This is a genomic window from Pseudoduganella lutea, assembly GCF_004209755.1.
Classification (GTDB): domain Bacteria; phylum Pseudomonadota; class Gammaproteobacteria; order Burkholderiales; family Burkholderiaceae_D; genus Rugamonas; species Rugamonas lutea.
Genome location: NZ_CP035913.1, coordinates 33,758 through 49,402, shown reverse-complemented (window position 1 = coordinate 49,402; position 15,645 = coordinate 33,758). Strand labels below are relative to the sequence as shown.

Annotated in this window: 15 protein-coding genes; 12 read left to right on the top strand and 3 right to left on the bottom strand. The window is 67.1% G+C overall.

The window, feature by feature from the left end:
* Positions 1-50: 50 nt before the first annotated feature.
* Complete coding sequence (locus tag EWM63_RS00225; protein ID WP_130184763.1) at positions 51-833, top strand: IclR family transcriptional regulator domain-containing protein; 783 nt, start codon at positions 51-53, stop codon at positions 831-833.
* A 66-nt stretch (positions 834-899) separates the two neighbouring features.
* Positions 900-1,100 carry a DUF2905 domain-containing protein gene (locus tag EWM63_RS00220; RefSeq protein WP_130184762.1) on the top strand — a complete coding sequence of 67 codons (201 nt, stop codon included), beginning with the start codon at positions 900-902 and terminating at the stop codon, positions 1,098-1,100.
* A 241-nt stretch (positions 1,101-1,341) separates the two neighbouring features.
* Here the strand turns inward: EWM63_RS00220 and EWM63_RS00215 are convergent, their stop codons facing one another.
* A complete protein-coding gene (locus tag EWM63_RS00215; RefSeq protein ID WP_130184761.1) occupies positions 1,342-1,824 on the bottom strand; it encodes a hypothetical protein in 483 nt (160 codons plus the stop codon).
* Between the two features lie 173 nt (positions 1,825-1,997).
* Between EWM63_RS00215 and EWM63_RS00210 the strand changes: the two genes are divergently transcribed.
* Both EWM63_RS00210 and EWM63_RS00205 read left to right on the top strand, forming a co-directional pair.
* The gene (locus EWM63_RS00210; RefSeq protein ID WP_130184760.1) at positions 1,998-3,182 is read left to right on the top strand and encodes a zinc-dependent alcohol dehydrogenase; all 1,185 of its coding nucleotides are present in this window, start codon (positions 1,998-2,000) and stop codon (positions 3,180-3,182) included.
* A gap of 10 nt (positions 3,183-3,192) precedes the next feature.
* Entirely contained in the window at positions 3,193-3,744 is a 552-nt protein-coding gene (locus EWM63_RS00205) for a hypothetical protein (protein WP_130184759.1), read from the top strand.
* Between the two features lie 171 nt (positions 3,745-3,915).
* Here EWM63_RS00205 and EWM63_RS00200 read toward each other — a convergent pair whose 3' ends face one another.
* Complete coding sequence (locus EWM63_RS00200) at positions 3,916-4,338, bottom strand: NUDIX hydrolase (protein ID WP_130184758.1); 423 nt, start codon at positions 4,336-4,338, stop codon at positions 3,916-3,918.
* 275 nt (positions 4,339-4,613) lie between these two features.
* Here EWM63_RS00200 and EWM63_RS00195 point away from each other — a divergent pair, with 275 nt between their 5' ends.
* From EWM63_RS00195 to hmpA, 8 genes are all read left to right on the top strand, one after another.
* Positions 4,614-5,858, top strand: a complete 1,245-nt coding sequence (locus EWM63_RS00195) for a hypothetical protein (RefSeq protein WP_229487637.1) — start codon at positions 4,614-4,616, stop codon at positions 5,856-5,858.
* Between the two features lie 12 nt (positions 5,859-5,870).
* The gene (locus EWM63_RS00190; RefSeq protein WP_130184756.1) at positions 5,871-6,296 is read left to right on the top strand and encodes a type 2 periplasmic-binding domain-containing protein; all 426 of its coding nucleotides are present in this window, start codon (positions 5,871-5,873) and stop codon (positions 6,294-6,296) included.
* Positions 6,296-8,968 carry a bifunctional diguanylate cyclase/phosphodiesterase gene (locus EWM63_RS00185; protein WP_130184755.1) on the top strand — a complete coding sequence of 891 codons (2,673 nt, stop codon included), beginning with the start codon at positions 6,296-6,298 and terminating at the stop codon, positions 8,966-8,968. Before EWM63_RS00190 ends, EWM63_RS00185 begins: the two co-directional genes overlap by 1 nt.
* Before the next feature lie 76 nt (positions 8,969-9,044).
* A complete protein-coding gene (locus EWM63_RS00180; protein WP_229487635.1) occupies positions 9,045-10,250 on the top strand; it encodes a pyridoxal phosphate-dependent aminotransferase in 1,206 nt (401 codons plus the stop codon).
* Positions 10,251-10,260: 10 nt separating this feature from the next.
* Positions 10,261-12,483, top strand: coding sequence for a hybrid sensor histidine kinase/response regulator (locus EWM63_RS00175; RefSeq protein ID WP_229487633.1), 2,223 nt, complete (start codon positions 10,261-10,263; stop codon positions 12,481-12,483).
* A gap of 101 nt (positions 12,484-12,584) precedes the next feature.
* Positions 12,585-12,809, top strand: coding sequence for a hypothetical protein (locus EWM63_RS00170; protein ID WP_130184754.1), 225 nt, complete (start codon positions 12,585-12,587; stop codon positions 12,807-12,809).
* A gap of 150 nt (positions 12,810-12,959) precedes the next feature.
* Positions 12,960-13,418 (top strand): RrF2 family transcriptional regulator, encoded by a 459-nt coding sequence (locus EWM63_RS00165; RefSeq protein ID WP_130184753.1) that lies wholly within the window; start codon positions 12,960-12,962, stop codon positions 13,416-13,418.
* 120 nt (positions 13,419-13,538) lie between these two features.
* Positions 13,539-14,729, top strand: a complete 1,191-nt coding sequence (hmpA, locus tag EWM63_RS00160; RefSeq protein ID WP_130184752.1) for an NO-inducible flavohemoprotein — start codon at positions 13,539-13,541, stop codon at positions 14,727-14,729.
* Between the two features lie 37 nt (positions 14,730-14,766).
* Here hmpA and EWM63_RS00155 read toward each other — a convergent pair whose 3' ends face one another.
* On the bottom strand, positions 14,767-15,600 hold the full coding sequence (locus EWM63_RS00155; RefSeq protein ID WP_130184751.1) for an HDOD domain-containing protein: 834 nt from the start codon (positions 15,598-15,600) through the stop codon (positions 14,767-14,769).
* Positions 15,601-15,645: the final 45 nt, after the last annotated feature.

Sequence of the window (15,645 nt, the reverse complement as noted above, 5' to 3'; positions counted from 1 at the left end):
CGATAATCGCGCACATTGCGCGATTGGCGCACAAAAATCCTGATTTTTAGATGAAAAAGCCACCGCTGACCGATGTCGCCGTCGCCCCGCGCGACATCATCGAAGGGCTGGTCACGGGCATTGCCGTGATTGGCGCCTTCAACGACGACACCGCACGCCTGACCCCCACGCTGCTGGCCGAACGGATCGGCATCAGCCGCAGCGCGGCGCGCCGTTACCTGCTGACGCTGGTACATACCGGCATGGCCGCCACCGACGGTCGCCAGTTCTGGCTGACACCGAAAGTGCTGACGCTGGGCCACTCCTACCTGGATTCGGCGCGCATGCCGCGCGCGATCGTGCCGTACCTGCAGCACCTCACGGCGCAGCTGCAGGAATCCACGAATTACTCGGTGCTCGATGGCGACGACGTGGTGTATGTCAGCCGTGTGAATGCGCCGCGCCACCTTACACCGGGCTTCGAGCCGGGCACGCGGCTGCCGGCTTACACGTCGACGGCGGGCCGGGTCCTGCTGGCCGGCCTGCCCGACGCGGTACTGGACGATTACCTGGCCCGCGTGGAACTGGTGGCCTACACGCACATGACGGTGCTGGACAGGGAAGTACTGCGACGCGAGCTGTGCACGATCCGCGAGCAGGGCTTCGGCGTCACGGAAAACCAGTACGAGATCGGCATGCGGGGCATCTCCGTGCCGCTGAAAAGCCGGCACGGCACGGTGATCGGCGCGCTGTCCGTGTCGATGATGATCTCCAGCACCTCGCGCGCCGAAGCCGCGGCGCGCTGCGTGCCGGCGCTGCAGGCCAGCGCGAACACGCTGATGCTGTGGGTGTGATGGCGCGCCGCGCGGGCCGGCACCGCGCTACACTGCTTTTACCGTCGACAAACGTTCCCGCTCACGATGAGACAGCTCCTGATCATTCTCGGTGTCATCCTGCTGCTGGCCGGCCTCGCCTGGCCATGGCTGAGCAAGCTGCCCCTGGGCCGGCTGCCCGGCGACGTCAACGTGGTGCGCGAAGGCTTCAGTTTCCATTTCCCGATCGTTACCTGCATCGTCGTGTCGATCGTGGTTTCGTTCCTTGTCTGGTGGTTCCGGCGCTGACCGACCTGGTGATAAACGCTGGAAATATTGCATTTTGCTTGGGGCGGTTCCGACCGCTGCACGGCATGTTCTCCTACGTGCCATGCGATGGCGCGGTGCCAGAATGTCAATTCACCGTATGCACCCACAAGCAAAAGGAGAATGACATGAAGAGCAAACTCGCGGTAATCCTCGCAGCCATGTTTGTCAGCGCTGGCGTCGCGGCACAGACGACCAGCTCATCCACGAGCACCGGTACGGATCAGCAAAAAGCCAGCGATACGAAGAAACACAAGTCCACCAAGTCCAGCAAATCCAAGCAGCACAGCACCGGCAGCCAGGACACGACCACGTCGGGTGCCAGCGGCACGGCGGGCTCGCAATCGACTGAAATGGGCGCGACCAGCGGCTCCAGCGGCAGCGGTTCAGCCGGCAGCAGCACCAGCAGCGGCACGGACACGTGGCGCGGCGCCAGCGGTACCGCCGGCATGAACAGCACGCCGCCGGCCTCGACGAGCGGCTCGTCCACGTCGGGCACCAGCGGCTCGTCCTCGATGGACAGCAGCGGTTCGTCCACGTCCGGCACGTCGGGCAGCAGCGCCACCGGCTCGTCCTCGGGCACGTCCGGCACCACGGGCACGTCCGGCACGGGCACGACGCGGTCGGGCGCCGGTTCGACCGGGGCTGGCGCGACCGGCACGGGCACCACCGGCACCTCCGGATCGGGCACGAGCGGCACGACCACGCCGCCGCTGCCGACCCGCTAAGCAGTTCTCCAGCCGCCAGCAGGCGGCTTTTTTGCGCTCCGCCGGGCCATCGGTCCTGTCCCGGACCGGCGATGGCTGGGGCGCGCCATCAACGATATGCCATGCCGGCGCCCTGTCGCGGGGCGCCGCGCCTTCAACAACAGGAGAAACCATGCTGGCGATGAATTACCGCGGACCGTTCCGGGTCCGCGCCGACCACAAGCCCGACCCCGTCATCGAACACCCCGGCGACGCCATCGTGCGCGTCACCCGATCCTGCATCTGCGGTTCCGACCTGCACCTCTACCACGGCCTGGTGCCCGACACGCGCGTGGGCACGACCTTCGGCCACGAATTCGTCGGCATCGTCGAGGAAGTGGGCTCGCAGGTCACCAAGCTGAAGGTGGGCGACCATGTGCTGGTGCCGTTCAACGTGTTTTGCGGATCGTGCTTCTTTTGCCAGAAGGAGCTGTACGGCAATTGCCACAACACGAATCCGCAAGCGTCGGCGGTGGGCGGCATCTATGGCTATTCGCACACGGCGGGCGGTTTCGATGGCGGCCAGGCCGAGTTCGTGCGCGTGCCGATGGCCGACGTGGGCCCCACGGTGATCCCGGCGGATATGGACGAGGATGACGCGGTCCTGCTGACCGACGCGCTGCCGACAGGCTACCAGGCCGCCGAGATGGGCGACATCTCGGAAGGCGACACCGTCGTCGTGTTCGGCGCCGGCCCGGTGGGCATCTTTGCCGCGAAGTCGGCCTGGCTGTTCGGGGCAGGGCGCGTGATCGTCGTCGACCATGTCGATTACCGGCTCGATTTCGTGCGGCGCTATGCGCAGTGCGAGGTCGTCAATTTCCGCGAAGTGGACGACATGGCGCTGCACATCAAGAAGATGACGGACTGGCTGGGCGCCGACGTGTGCATCGATGCCGTCGGCTGCGAAGCGGCCGGCAGCGCCGCGCAGACGATCACCGGCGTCCACTTGATGATGCAGGCCGGCTCGGCCACTGCGCTGCACTGGTGCATCAATTCCGTGCGCAAGGGTGGCAATGTGTCGATCGTGGGCGTGTACGGCCCCACCTTCAATGCGATCCCCATCGGCAACGCGCTGAACAAGGGGCTGACGCTGCGGATGAACCAGGCCAGCGTGAAGCGCCACCTGCCGCGGCTGATCGAGCATATCCAGGCCGGCCGTATCGACCCGAAGCAGATCATCACGCACCGCGTGCCGCTCGAGGAAGTGTCGGATGCGTATCACATCTTTTCGTCAAAGCTGGACGACTGCATCAAGACGGTGCTGATCCCGCCGTCGGCGAACCAGGTGCGTGCCATCGAATCCACCGCGAACCATTGAGGAGAGAGCCATGGCACACGACCATCACCACGACCACGACCACGATCACAATCAGGGCCGCGACCTCGCCGTGTTCCAGCACGGCCGCCCGCCCGTGGACCGCTCGGCAATCCAGGGCTGGGGCGCGGACCTGGACCGCAAGAACCGCCCCGGCGTGCCGATGGAGCGCACGCCGCCCCGCATCGACGCGCCGCTGACGCAGCCCGAACAGCAGCCGCAACACGTGGAAGTGCTGCTCTCGCCAGAACGGCCGCACATGACGCCGCTGTTCGGCAGCCCGAATCCGCCGCGCGGTGTGTCCGGCATGGTGCGCCGCGCCGCGTTCAAGGAAACGGAAAACGACATCCGCCACTGGCTGCTGCTGATGCTGGCCGACCGCATCGACGTGGTCGAGGGGCTGGTGGAGGACCTGGGGCGCGGCCACGTGCCGAACATCCTCGGCGAAATGGGCATCAAGGCCGAGTGGCAGCACAACAAGCGCGGACTGGCCCAGAAGGTGGCGATCGGCGCGGCGGTGGCCGGCATCGCGTGCTACCTGTACCAGCGGCGCGACCGCCGCTGACGCAGGGCGGCGGGCCGCCCTGCGCTCGAACGCCGCTTCGGTATCGCATGGGATACCGAAGCGGCGCTGTGCTTCACGACCAAGCCCGACACGCCGTTCAACAACCGCTTCGCATTGCACGGCCGGCGGGGCCCGGCGCCGGCGGAACCGGCAACGAAAGCTGAAGCGAGACTACCAGTCCAGCGCCAGCAGGCGCTCGGCCATGCGCGGCCAGCACAGCGTGCGCACCTCGTCGCGCGTTGCCCAGCGGAACGCATCCGCTTCCGGCGTGGGTTCGCCCGTCACGTGGTGCGGGAAGAAGCTGGTGCAGGCAAGATGGTCGAGTGAGCACAGCTCCGCGCCGGCCTCCACGCGGAACAGGTGCAGCCGCTTGTCGCGGCGATAGGCGAATTCGCCCAGGTCGATGAAGCGGCCCGCATCGATCGCCAGCCCCGCCTCCTCGAACAGTTCGCGGCGCGCCGCTTCCAGCGCCGTTTCGCCGGCATCGCGCACCCCTTTCGGGATATCCCAATGCTTCGTTCCCGTCACGTGGCACAGCAGCAGGCGGCCCGCCGCGTCGACGATCAGGGTGCCGCAAGACGTATCCAATCGCATTCCTTTCTTGTTGAAACACTTATTTTACTGTTGTATTTGAGCGTTGCATCGGGGCTTAGGCGTGGTTCCTCAGGGAAACTTATCGACAGGCATTATTCCTTGCGATAGAGTAGGGTTCGCGCGGTTCCTCGTCCCCGTACCGCCACCGATTCGCGTCGCCGGCACTGAGCCGCATGACGCCACTGTTCCGCTGGTCTTTTCAGCCGATTACTGTTCGTCATCAACCGGCGCCTTCCGGCGCTTACCTGCCCATGCTCCGAAAAAACACGATTGCGTTGTCCCACGTTCCGCGCTGCCGGGGCGCGTTGCCCACGATGACGCTGGCCTGTGTGCTTGCGTGCGCGCACGGTGGCGCACAGGCCCAGTCCCGGTGGACGTTTGGCGGCTTCGGCACGCTGGCCGCGGTGCACTCGACCGAACGCCAGGCCAACTACACGGCCAGTCCGACCTCGCCGGGCCAGGCGGGCCTGGGCAAGGCATGGGCGTTCGACGTGGACAGCCGGATCGGTGCCCAGGTCGGCGTGCAGTTCGACAAGCGCTGGTCCGCCGTCGTGCAGGTGGTGCATGAGAAAACCGTCGACAATTCCTTCAGGCCGACGCTGAACTGGGCCAACGTGAAGTTCCAGGTCACGCCCGACCTGTCGATCCGTGCCGGCCGCATCGCCCTGCCGCTGTTCCTGGCCGCCGACTATCGCAAGGCCAGCTATGCGCTGCCGTGGCTGCGCACGCCTGTCGAACTGTATGGCCTGATGCCGATCTCGAACAGCGACGGCGTCGATGCGAGCTATCGGTGGAACGCGGCGGGCTTCAAGCATGAAACGCAGGTGTCGATCGGCGGGGCTGCGGTGCAGATGAATCCCGAAGTGCGGGGCGATACGAAAAATCTCATCGGCATCACGCACAACGCCACCGCGGGCGCGCTGACGGTGCGCGCCACGGTTGCCCGTTCAATGCTCGAGGTGCATGGCGCCGAGGAATTCTTCGATGCCTTCCGGGCCTTCGGGCCGCCGGGGCAGGCGCTGGCGGACCGCTACGACATCGCCAAGCGCAACGTGCGCGTGTTCGGCGCAGGCTTCAACTACGATCCGGGCAACTGGTTCATGATGGGCGAGATCGCGCGCATCGACACCCGTTCACTGCTGGGCGATCAGACCGCGGGCTACCTGTCGGGCGGCTACCGCTTCGACACGTTCGCCCCGTATGCGACATACGCGCGTGTCGATGCCAACATGGCCACGGAGGTGGACGGGCTGCCGACGGCCGGCCTGCCGCCGCAGGCCGCGGCGATGGCCGGCATGCTGAACACCGAACTGAATTACCGGCTGCGCCGCATCGCGGCGCAGGACACCGTCAGTGTCGGCATGCGCTGGGACTTCGCGCCGAACTATGCGTTCAAGATGCAGGTCGACCGGGTCCGTCCGCGTGCCGGTACCGAAGGCACGCTGGTCAAAGTACAGCCCGGCTACCGTCCGGGTCGGGCGTTCGGCGTGGTGAGCGCCAGCGTCGATTTCGTCTTCTGAGCGGGGGCGAGCATGTTGAATCGAAAACTTCTGTCCGCGCTGGCCGCCACCCTGCTCGTCGGCAGTGCCAGTGCCGCCGACCTGGTGGTCATCGTCTCGGCGCGCGCGCCGGTCACGGCGCTGAGCGCCGAGCAGGTGGCCGACATCTTCCTGTCCGAAGCCAACCGTTTCCCGGACGGCAGCGAGGCGGTCGCGGTCGACCAGCAGACCGGCACCCCGGTGCGCGACGAGTTCTACGGCAAGGTGGCGCGCCGGTCGCCGGCGCTCATGAAGGCCTACTGGACGAAACTGATCTTCACGGGCCGCGGCCAGCCGCCGCGCGAAGTGGCCGGCAACGCCGCCGTGCGCAAGCTCGTCGCCGACAACCCCGGCATGATCGGCTACATCGAGCGGTCCGCGCTCGACCCGAGCGTGCGCGCCATCCTGCAGGTGCGGTAATGACGCCGGCTGCCCGTCCCGAATCGCGCGGCAACCGCTGGCTGCGGCTCGGCCTGGAAACCTACGTGTCGCTGCCGCTGTTCACGCTCCTGCTGCTGGGCGTGATCTGGGCCGCCACGTTCCACTTCATCGGCAACGAGCGGGTGGCCGCGCAGGAAGCCGCGCGCGACTCGGTGATGGAGTTGCTCGACACTTACGAGGCCCAGGTGGCGCGCAACCTGAACGGTATCGACCAGACACTGAAACTGGTCAAGTATGCCGCCGAGCGCAAGGGGCCGACCGAGGCGCTGCCGGAACTGGCGCAGGAAGGCCTGCTGCCGCCAGGCATGGTGTTCGCCGTCAGTATTGCCGATGCGACCGGCCGCATCGTGGCCAGCAGCCCGGATGCCCCCGGCATGACCGTGGCGGGCGAGCGCTATTTCACCATCCATCGCGAGCGCGACACCGGCCAGCCGTTCGTTGCCAGGACGGCGCGCGACCGCGGGCGCAAGGACTGGCACATCCACTTCACGCGCCGGCTCAACGGCCCGGACGGCCTGTTCGCGGGCGCCGTGATCCTCGAGGTGGACCCGTCCTATTTCACCAGCGGCTACGAGCGCGCGCGCCAGGGCGACCAGGGCTTGCTGGCGATCGCCGGCAGCGACGGCGTGATGCGCTCGGTGCGCATCGGCGAACGCACGTCATGGGGCCAGACTGTCGACCTGGCGGCCTGGGAGCGGCCGGCCGCGCAACCGTGGACGTCCGCGCTCGATGGCGTGCCTCGCTATACGGCCACGCGCATGCTGCGCACCTATGGGCTGGTGGTGGTTGCCGGGCTTGCCGAGGCAGAACAGATGGCGCCGTTCGAAGCGCGGCGCCGCACCCACCTGTGGGAAGCCGGCGTGGCCTCGGCCGTGCTGTTCCTCGTCATCGTCCTCGTGTGGGCATGGTCGTGGCAGGGCGCAAAGGCGCGCCGCCGCATCCGCCGCGCCCAGGAAACCTATGCCGCCGCATCGGAGGCGAACCTCGACGCGTTCTTCGTGCTGCGCGCGATCTGGAGCAAGGGGGCGGGCGCGGACCGGCGCATCACCGACTTTCGGATCGTGTCGGCCAATTCCCGCGCCGAGCAGATCACCGGCCTCGCCAAGGATGTCATGCGCAACAACACCCTGTTGCAATGGCTGCCCCGCGCGCGCGCGACCGGCATGTTCGACCGGCTGTGCGCCATCATGGCAAAGGGCGGCGTGTACCAGGAAGAGTGGCACAACGACATGCCCGAATTCAAGGCCGAATGGATGCACTGGCAGGTCGTCGGCGTGGAGGGCGGCGTGGTCGCGATCCTGCGCGACATCACCGAGAGCAAGCGCGATGCGGAGCGCATCTTCCACATGGCGCACCACGACGCATTGACGGGCTTGCCGAACCGCAGCCTGATCGGCGACCGCCTCGAGCAATCGATCCTGCTGGCCGAGCGCGAGTCGCAACAGGTGATGGTGGCCTTCGTGGACCTCGACAGCTTCAAGCTCGTCAACGATACGCTGGGCCACACGGCCGGCGACGAGCTGTTGAAGACGGTGGCCGGCCGGATGGTCGACTGCGTGCGCAAGAGCGATACCGTGGGCCGCTTCGGCGGCGACGAGTTCGTGCTCGTGCTGCCACAGGGCGATGCCGGCGATGCCGACCGGGCGGCACTGCTGGAGAAGATCCTGGCCGCCGTGGTGCGGCCCGTGCTGCTGGACGGGCAGGAAGTACAGGTCAGCTGCTCGATCGGCGCCGCCGTCTATCCGCATGACGGCCGCGACCGCGACACGCTGATGATGAACGCGGACGCGGCCATGTACCGCGCCAAGGAGCTGGGCAAGAACAACTGCCAGTTCTATGCGCAGGAAATGAACGCGTCGCTGGAAGAGAAGCTGGCGCTGATGGAAGGGCTGCGCCGCGCGGTCGACGACAAGCAGTTGCGCCTGCTGTACCAGCCGAAAGTGGACCTGGCGAGCGGGCAGGTGTTCGGGGTCGAGGCGCTGATCCGCTGGCAGCACCCGGAGCGGGGCATGGTGCGCCCGGACCTGTTCATTCCGCTGGCCGAGGAGAGCGGCATGATCGTGGCGATCGGCGAATGGGTACTGCGCGAGGCATGCCGCCAGGCACGCGACTGGCAGGACGCGGGGCTGCCGCCGATCAGCATGTCGGTCAACGTGTCGCCGCGCCAGTTCGACGATCGCCGGCTCGTGGCGCGGGTAGCCGCCGCGCTGGCCGAGGCCGGTCTCGAACCGGGCTGGCTCGAGCTGGAAGTGACGGAAAGCCTGATCATGCGCGACGTGCAGCAGGCGGTCGACAAGATGCGCGAACTCGAAGGCATGGGCATCGCACTGTCGATCGACGATTTCGGCACCGGCTATTCGAGCCTGGCGGCGCTGAAGTCGTTCCCGATCTCGCGCCTGAAGATCGACAAGTCGTTCGTGCGCGACCTGGCGCACAGCGCCGACGACCAGGCGATCGCGCGCGCGATCATTTCGCTGTCGCACCAGCTGCAGATGCGGGTCATCGCGGAAGGCGTGGAAACCGAGCAGCAGCGGGCGTTCCTCACGCAGTACGGCTGCGATGAAATGCAGGGATATCTCTTCAGCAAGCCGGTGCCGCCCGAGGATATCGGCGCGATGCTGGCGCGATCCGCGCACGATACGAAAGGGTGATACGATAAATATTGCATCTTGGTAAAATATGCACATCGTCAGAGCGGTCGTCCAACTAGAAGAAAGATAGCGAGCGATGAACTTTCAGCAGCACAACCTTCCGGAGTCGCATGCATTACCCCGCAGTGTGTCGAAGCGGATCGCGGCAGCCCGGCCGCTGGCCACCACCGCCATGCACGAGCGTGTCGAGCTGCTGAAGCTGCGCGGCGAGGCGGTGATCGATTTCTCGATCGCCATCTCGCACTTTCCGGCACCGGCGCCCGTGCGCGCCGCGGTGCGCGCCGCGCTCGACGAGCCCCTGCTGCCCTATACCGCCGTCGGTGGCCTGCCGGCGCTGCGCGACATGCTGGCCGCCAAGCTGCGGCGCGAAAACCACATCGATGCGCAGGCGCACCATGTCATCGTCACCAACGGCGCCAAGCAGGCGCTGTACCAGTCGCTGTACGTGATGACCGATCCGGGCGACACGGTGATCGTGCTGCGCCCCCACTGGCCTGCCTACGTGGCGACGGCGCAGTTGCTGGGTCTGCACATCGTGCTGGCGGACCAGCCGGACGTGGTCGATGCGGCGTTCCTCGACGCATTGCCGGTGGCGAAGGTGCTGATGCTCAATAACCCGCACAATCCCACCGGCAAGGTGTACACGCCAGCCGAACTGGGCGCCATCCGTGCCTGGCTGCGCGCGCGCGGCAGCGCCTGCATCGTCGACGAGAGCTATGAAAAGCTCGTCTTCGACGGCGAACACCACAGCCTGGCCGCCTGCCCGGACTGGGAAACGCTGGGCATCACGACGATCTTTTCCGCCTCGCAGAGCTACGCGATGATGGGCTGGCGGGCCGGCTTCGCCTGCGCGCCGGCCGTGTGGATCAAGGCGATGGAGGCGCTGCAGGGGCCGATCACGGCGGCCGTGCCGGCATTGACCCAGGCCGCGGCCGCGGCGGCGTTCGCGATCGGCGCGGTGCCGGAATTGCTGGCCGACTACCGCGCGCGGCGCGACCTCGTGGTGGGGCTGTTCGCTCCGGTGCCGTGGATCGCCATGGCGGCGCCGGCGTCCGGCCCCTACCTGTGGGGCGACGTGTCCGCGCTGACGGTCGATACGGTGGCATTCGCCGAAACGCTGATCGATGACTACCGCGTGGCCATCATGCCGGGGGAGGCGCTCGGCTGCCCCGGCTTCATCCGCATCGGCTACATTGCCGACGACGAGGCCACGTTGCGGCGCGGCGTGGCCGCCATCATCGCGCTCGGCGACCGGTGGGCTGCCGCCGGGGCTGCGCATTGAGGGCCGCTACGTGCCTCGCCTGAAAAGCCTGCGTGCGCGCCTGATCCTGCTCGTTGCGCTGGCAATCACGCCCATGGCGGCCATGACGGTGCTGACCGGCGTGCGCGAACGCGAGCATGCGATCGACGTGGCGCGCGAGAACCTGCAGCGGGTGGCCAACCTGGCCGCGGCCAACGAGGCGCAGTCGCTGGAAGGTGCGCGGCAGATCCTGCGCGACCTGTCCAGCATTCCCGACCTGCTGGACAACCAGGAAGACTGCAGCGTGCTGCTGTCGGACATCCTGTCGAAGAACACCGATTACGTGAACTTCGGGCTGATCCAGATGAATGGCGACGTTACCTGCAGCGCGGTTACGTCGGTGGGCCTGGTCAACCTGGGCGACCGGCCGCATTTCCGCCGCGCGATCGCGGAGCGCCGCTTCATCGCCAGCAACTACGTGTTCGGCCGCGTGATCGGCAAGCATACGGTCAACCTGACCTACCCGGTCATCAAGAACGGCACCGTGAGGGCAGTCCTGTTCGCGGCGCTGGACCTTGTCGAACTGGACAAGTTCGTGCTCGACGTGCAGCTGTCGCCCGGCTCGATGCTGTGGACGGTCGATGCCAATGGCACGATCATTTCCCGCCGGCCCGATCCCGTCGGCTGGTTCGGCAAGCCGATCGCGCCGCACCTGCGGCAGGCGGTGACGGCACGGCCGAACGTGCCGGTGCTGCTCACCGATGCCGACGGCGTCGAGCGGCTGTACGCGTTTGCGCGCGTGGGCAAGCGGGATATTTCCGACTACACCGTGATCATCGGCATCCCGTACGACGAGATCGTGGCGGCCGCCACGCGCGACCAGCTGATCGCCATCGTGGGCCTTGCGGCGACCATCACGCTGGCGCTGCTGGCGGCATGGTTCGGCGGCGACATCCTGATCGTGCGCCGCGTGCAGACCCTGGCGCGCACCGCCAACCGCATCGCCACCGGCTCGCTCGACACGCGCACCGGCCTGCGCTACGAGGACGAGGAAATCGGCGCGCTGGCGCGCTCGCTGGACGAGATGGCGCAGGCGTTGCAGAAGAAGGAACTGGAGCGCGATACGGCGGCCGCTTCGCTGCAGGCGGCGGACCGCCGCAAGGACGAGTTCCTGGCCATGCTGGCGCATGAGTTGCGCAATCCGCTGGCACCGATCAGCTCGGGCGCGCAGGTGCTCAAGATGGCCCATGCCGACAACCCGGCCATCGCGCGCACGGCGGAAATCATCGCGCGCCAGGTCGAGCACATGACACGGCTGATCGACGACCTGCTGGACGTGTCGCGTGTCACGCGCGGCCTCGTCAAGCTGAACCGGCAGCCGCTGGACCTGCGCACCGTGGTGGAAGACGCGGTGGAGCAGGCCTACCCGCTGTTCAAGTCGAAGCGCCAGCAACTGGAACTGGACATTCCGCACGCCGCGATGGGAATCAACGCCGACCACAAGCGCATGGTGCAGGTGGTGGCGAACCTGCTCAACAACGCTGCCAAGTACACGCAGGAGTATGGCCACATCCGCGTGCAGCTCGAGCGCGATGGCGAGCAGGTGCGGCTGGTGGTGGCGGACGACGGCATCGGCATGACGCCGGAACTGGTGGCGCGCGTGTTCGAGCTGTTCACGCAGGCCGAGCGCACGTCCGACCGCTCGCAGGGCGGCCTGGGCCTGGGCCTGGCGCTGGCGCGCACGCTGGTGACGCTGCATGGCGGCACCTTGCGGGCCGAGAGCGCCGGCCTGGACCAGGGCAGCGCGTTTACCGTGGAACTGCCGTACGAGGAACCGCCAGCCCAGCCGGGGGGCGTCGGCAGCACCCCTGCGCCGGGCGCGAAGGCCGCCCGGCCCGGCAGGCTGCGCTGCCTCGTGGTGGACGACAACGTCGACGCGGCGCAGACGCTGGCGTTGTTCCTCGAGGCTGCGGGCCACGTGGTGCACGTGGCATTCCGCGCCGCCGAGGCGCTGGAGCTGGGGCGCCGCCATGCGCCACAGCTGTGCTTCCTCGACATCGGCCTGCCCGATACGGACGGCAACGAGCTTGCCCGGCAACTGCGCGTGCTGCCGCAAACGGCCCATGCGCAACTGGTTGCGGTCACCGGCTATGGCCGCAAGGAAGACCAGGAAAAATCGATCGCCGCCGGCTTCGACCAGTATTTCGTCAAGCCGATGGACACGGCCAAGCTGGTGCAGCTGCTGGCAGCCCTGAAGCCCGACGAGGTGCATTGACGCCGGGGCACCGCGCCGATGCGTCGACAGGGCGGCCAGCCGTGCTTGAATGCGCGCACAGCCGTGCGCGCGTGCATGCGGCGGCGCGCTAGACTGGCGGCATGAAGCGCTATCGCAACCTCGAAGGCCATTCCGGCGTCGTGGCCTACGACATCCTGCCGGAAGCGATCGCCGTGAAGTTTTCCGGCGGCGACACGTACGACTACACGTACCGCGCCACCGGCCGCGCCCGCGTGGAAACGATGAAGGCGCTGGCCGAGGCGGGCAGGGGCCTGTCGACGTTCATCGCGCGCTACGTGCGCGACGATTACGAACGCAAGCATTAGCGAACGCAGGCACTAGCGAACGCTGACAGCGAGGCGGCGGGGAACGCCTGCCGCGCAGAGGCGGGCGGCGTGCAGCGGACTCGGTGCGGGGGGCCGCGGGTGCCGGCGCCGCGCCACCGCTATAATGGTGGGGCCGTTTGCCCGCACACCATGAGACTGACCACTTTCACCGACTATACCTTGCGCTCCCTGATGTACCTGGGCATGCATCGCGACCGCCTGGCCACGATCCAGGATATCGCGGACCTGCACGGCATCTCGAAGAACCATCTCACCAAGGTGATCCACCAGCTCGGCATGTCGGGCCTGGTCGAGACGGTGCGCGGCCGCAACGGCGGCCTGCGCCTGAAGCGCGAGCCCGGCGACATCAACATCGGCGCCGTGGTGCGCGCCAGCGAACCGGACTTCCACATGGCCGAATGCTTCGATCCCGCCAGTGCCGGCTGCGCCTTCGCCGGCGCATGCGGCCTGCAGGGCAAGCTGGCGCAGGCCACCGAAGCGTTCCTGGCCGTGCTCGACGGCGTTACGCTGGCCGACCTGCTGCCCGGCGCGCGGCGGCAGGAGCAGGCGATCCTGCTGCACATGCCCGAGCGCCAGCCCGCTTCCTGATATTCCAGGCATTCCAGGCATTCTTTCTGGCTGGGACATTTTGTCCAATTCCACCCTCGGACTTAAAGATGCAAACTTAATGCATCTTTTAAACACCCACCGAAGCCGAAGGAGAACACCATGCTGTCCGCCGAACATCGCGCCATCGTTTCCGCCACCGTACCCATCCTCGAGCAGGGTGGCGAGGCGCTGACCCGCCACTTCTATCCGATCCTGTTCCGCGACTATCCGCAGGTGAAGCCGTACTTCAACCAGACTCATCAGGCCGATGGCGCCCAGCCACGCGCGCTGGCCAATGCCGTGCTGATGTACGCGAAGAACATCGACCGGCTGGAAGCGCTGGGCCCGCTGGTGAACCAGATCGTCGCCAAGCACGTGGCGCTGAACATCCTGCCCGAGCATTACCCGATGGTGGGCGCCAGCCTGCTGCAGGCGATCCGCGAAGTACTGGGTGCCGAGGTGGCGACCGATGCCGTGATCGACGCCTGGGGCGCGGCATACGGGCAGCTGGCGGACATCCTGACCGGCGTTGAAGCCCGGGCCTATGAAGCGCTGAAGGCGGCGCCGGGTGGCTGGAACGGCCTGCGCCGCTTCATCGTTGCCGCGAAGCGGCGCGAAAGCGACGAGATCACCACGTTCGTGTTCCGGCCGGAAGATGGCCAGGCCGTGGCGGATTTCCAGCCGGGCCAGTACATCGGCCTGCGCGCCATCGTCGATGGCGTGGACCAGCGCCGCAACTACTCGTTGTCGGCCGCGCCTAACGGGCAGACCTACCAGATCAGCGTGAAGCGCGAGGCGGGCGGGGCGATGTCGAATCACCTGCACGACGCGGTCAACGAAGGCGACGTCGTCGAACTGCTGCCGCCGTCCGGCGTGTTCACGCTGGCGCCGCATGACAGCCGGCCGATCGTGTTCATCAGCGGCGGTGTCGGCATCACGCCCACGCTGGCGATGCTGCCGGCAGCGCTGGCAAGCGGCCGCCCCGTGCACTTCATCCATGCCGCGCGCCATGGTGGCGTGCATGCGTTCCGGAACCATGTCGACGAGCTGGCCGCGCGCCACCCGCAGCTGCGTCGCCATTATGTGTATGCGGAAGACCGCGGCCAGGGCGCCGGCGGGGCGCCGGATGCGGTGGGCTTGCTGGACAGCGACAAGCTGGCGGCCTGGTTACCGGCTTCGCGCGACGTGGATGCGTATTTCCTGGGACCGCAGCCGTTCATGAAAGCGGTGAAGCATGCGCTGCGCGAGCTGGGCGTGCCGGAAAGCCAGACCCGCTACGAGTTCTTCGGCCCGGCCGCGGCGCTGGAGTGATTGGCGGAAAAGCGGGGAAAGCCGATGAGCGGCAAGCTCAAACGAGAAGCGCCGCGTTCATCGACGTGGCATCCTTCTCCGCCTCGTCGAGGAAGCGCGCCGCCATTTCCTCGTCGATGAACAGGTCGACGACGGACTCGGCTTGCGCGAATTCCTCGCGCGGCTGTGCCAGTGGCGAATCCACCGGCGCGAAGTGATTGGCCAGCAGCAGCGTGTCGAGCAGGCTTTCCGGCGGCACGCCGAGGAAGCCGTCGCGCAGGCCTTCGATCGCGGTCGACACTTCTTCGGGAATCGCCAGCTTGCTCATCACTTCTCGCGTGATGATTTCCTCGCTGGCAGGTTGCCAGTTGTCCGGATCGGGATCGAGCAGGCCGGGGAATTCGTCGGCCCGCGACAGCAGGTAGAAACCGCCCACTTCGTGCACGATGCCGGCGAACAGCGCGGTATCGCCATTCACCTCGGTTACCTCGCGCGCGATGATGCGCGCCAGGCATGCCACGTAGACACAGTGCTGCCATAACTGTTCAGCCTTGGCGCGCACGGCGGGATCGCTGATGCGGCTGCCGAACTGGCGTACCACCATTGCCGCGGCCAGCGCATACAGGTTGTGGTAACCGACGCGCGTGATGGCGGCGCGTACATTGGTGACGGTGTTGCCGCTGCGGTTGAACATGGCCGAGTTGGCGAGCGCGACAGTGCGTGCCGCCAGTTGCGGCTCGGCCAGCACGAGGCGAATGGCCTCGTCGATCGGGGTGTCCGGATTTTCCAGCGCCATTTGCACGCGCAATGCCGCGTTGACGCTGGTGGGAAAGACCAGGTCTCCACGGATTGCCAGCGCTGCGATATGCCCGAAGGCTTCCAGTTTGTTCATGGCCGGATTATACGCACGCGCTCCTGCCTGCACAATTGAGCACAG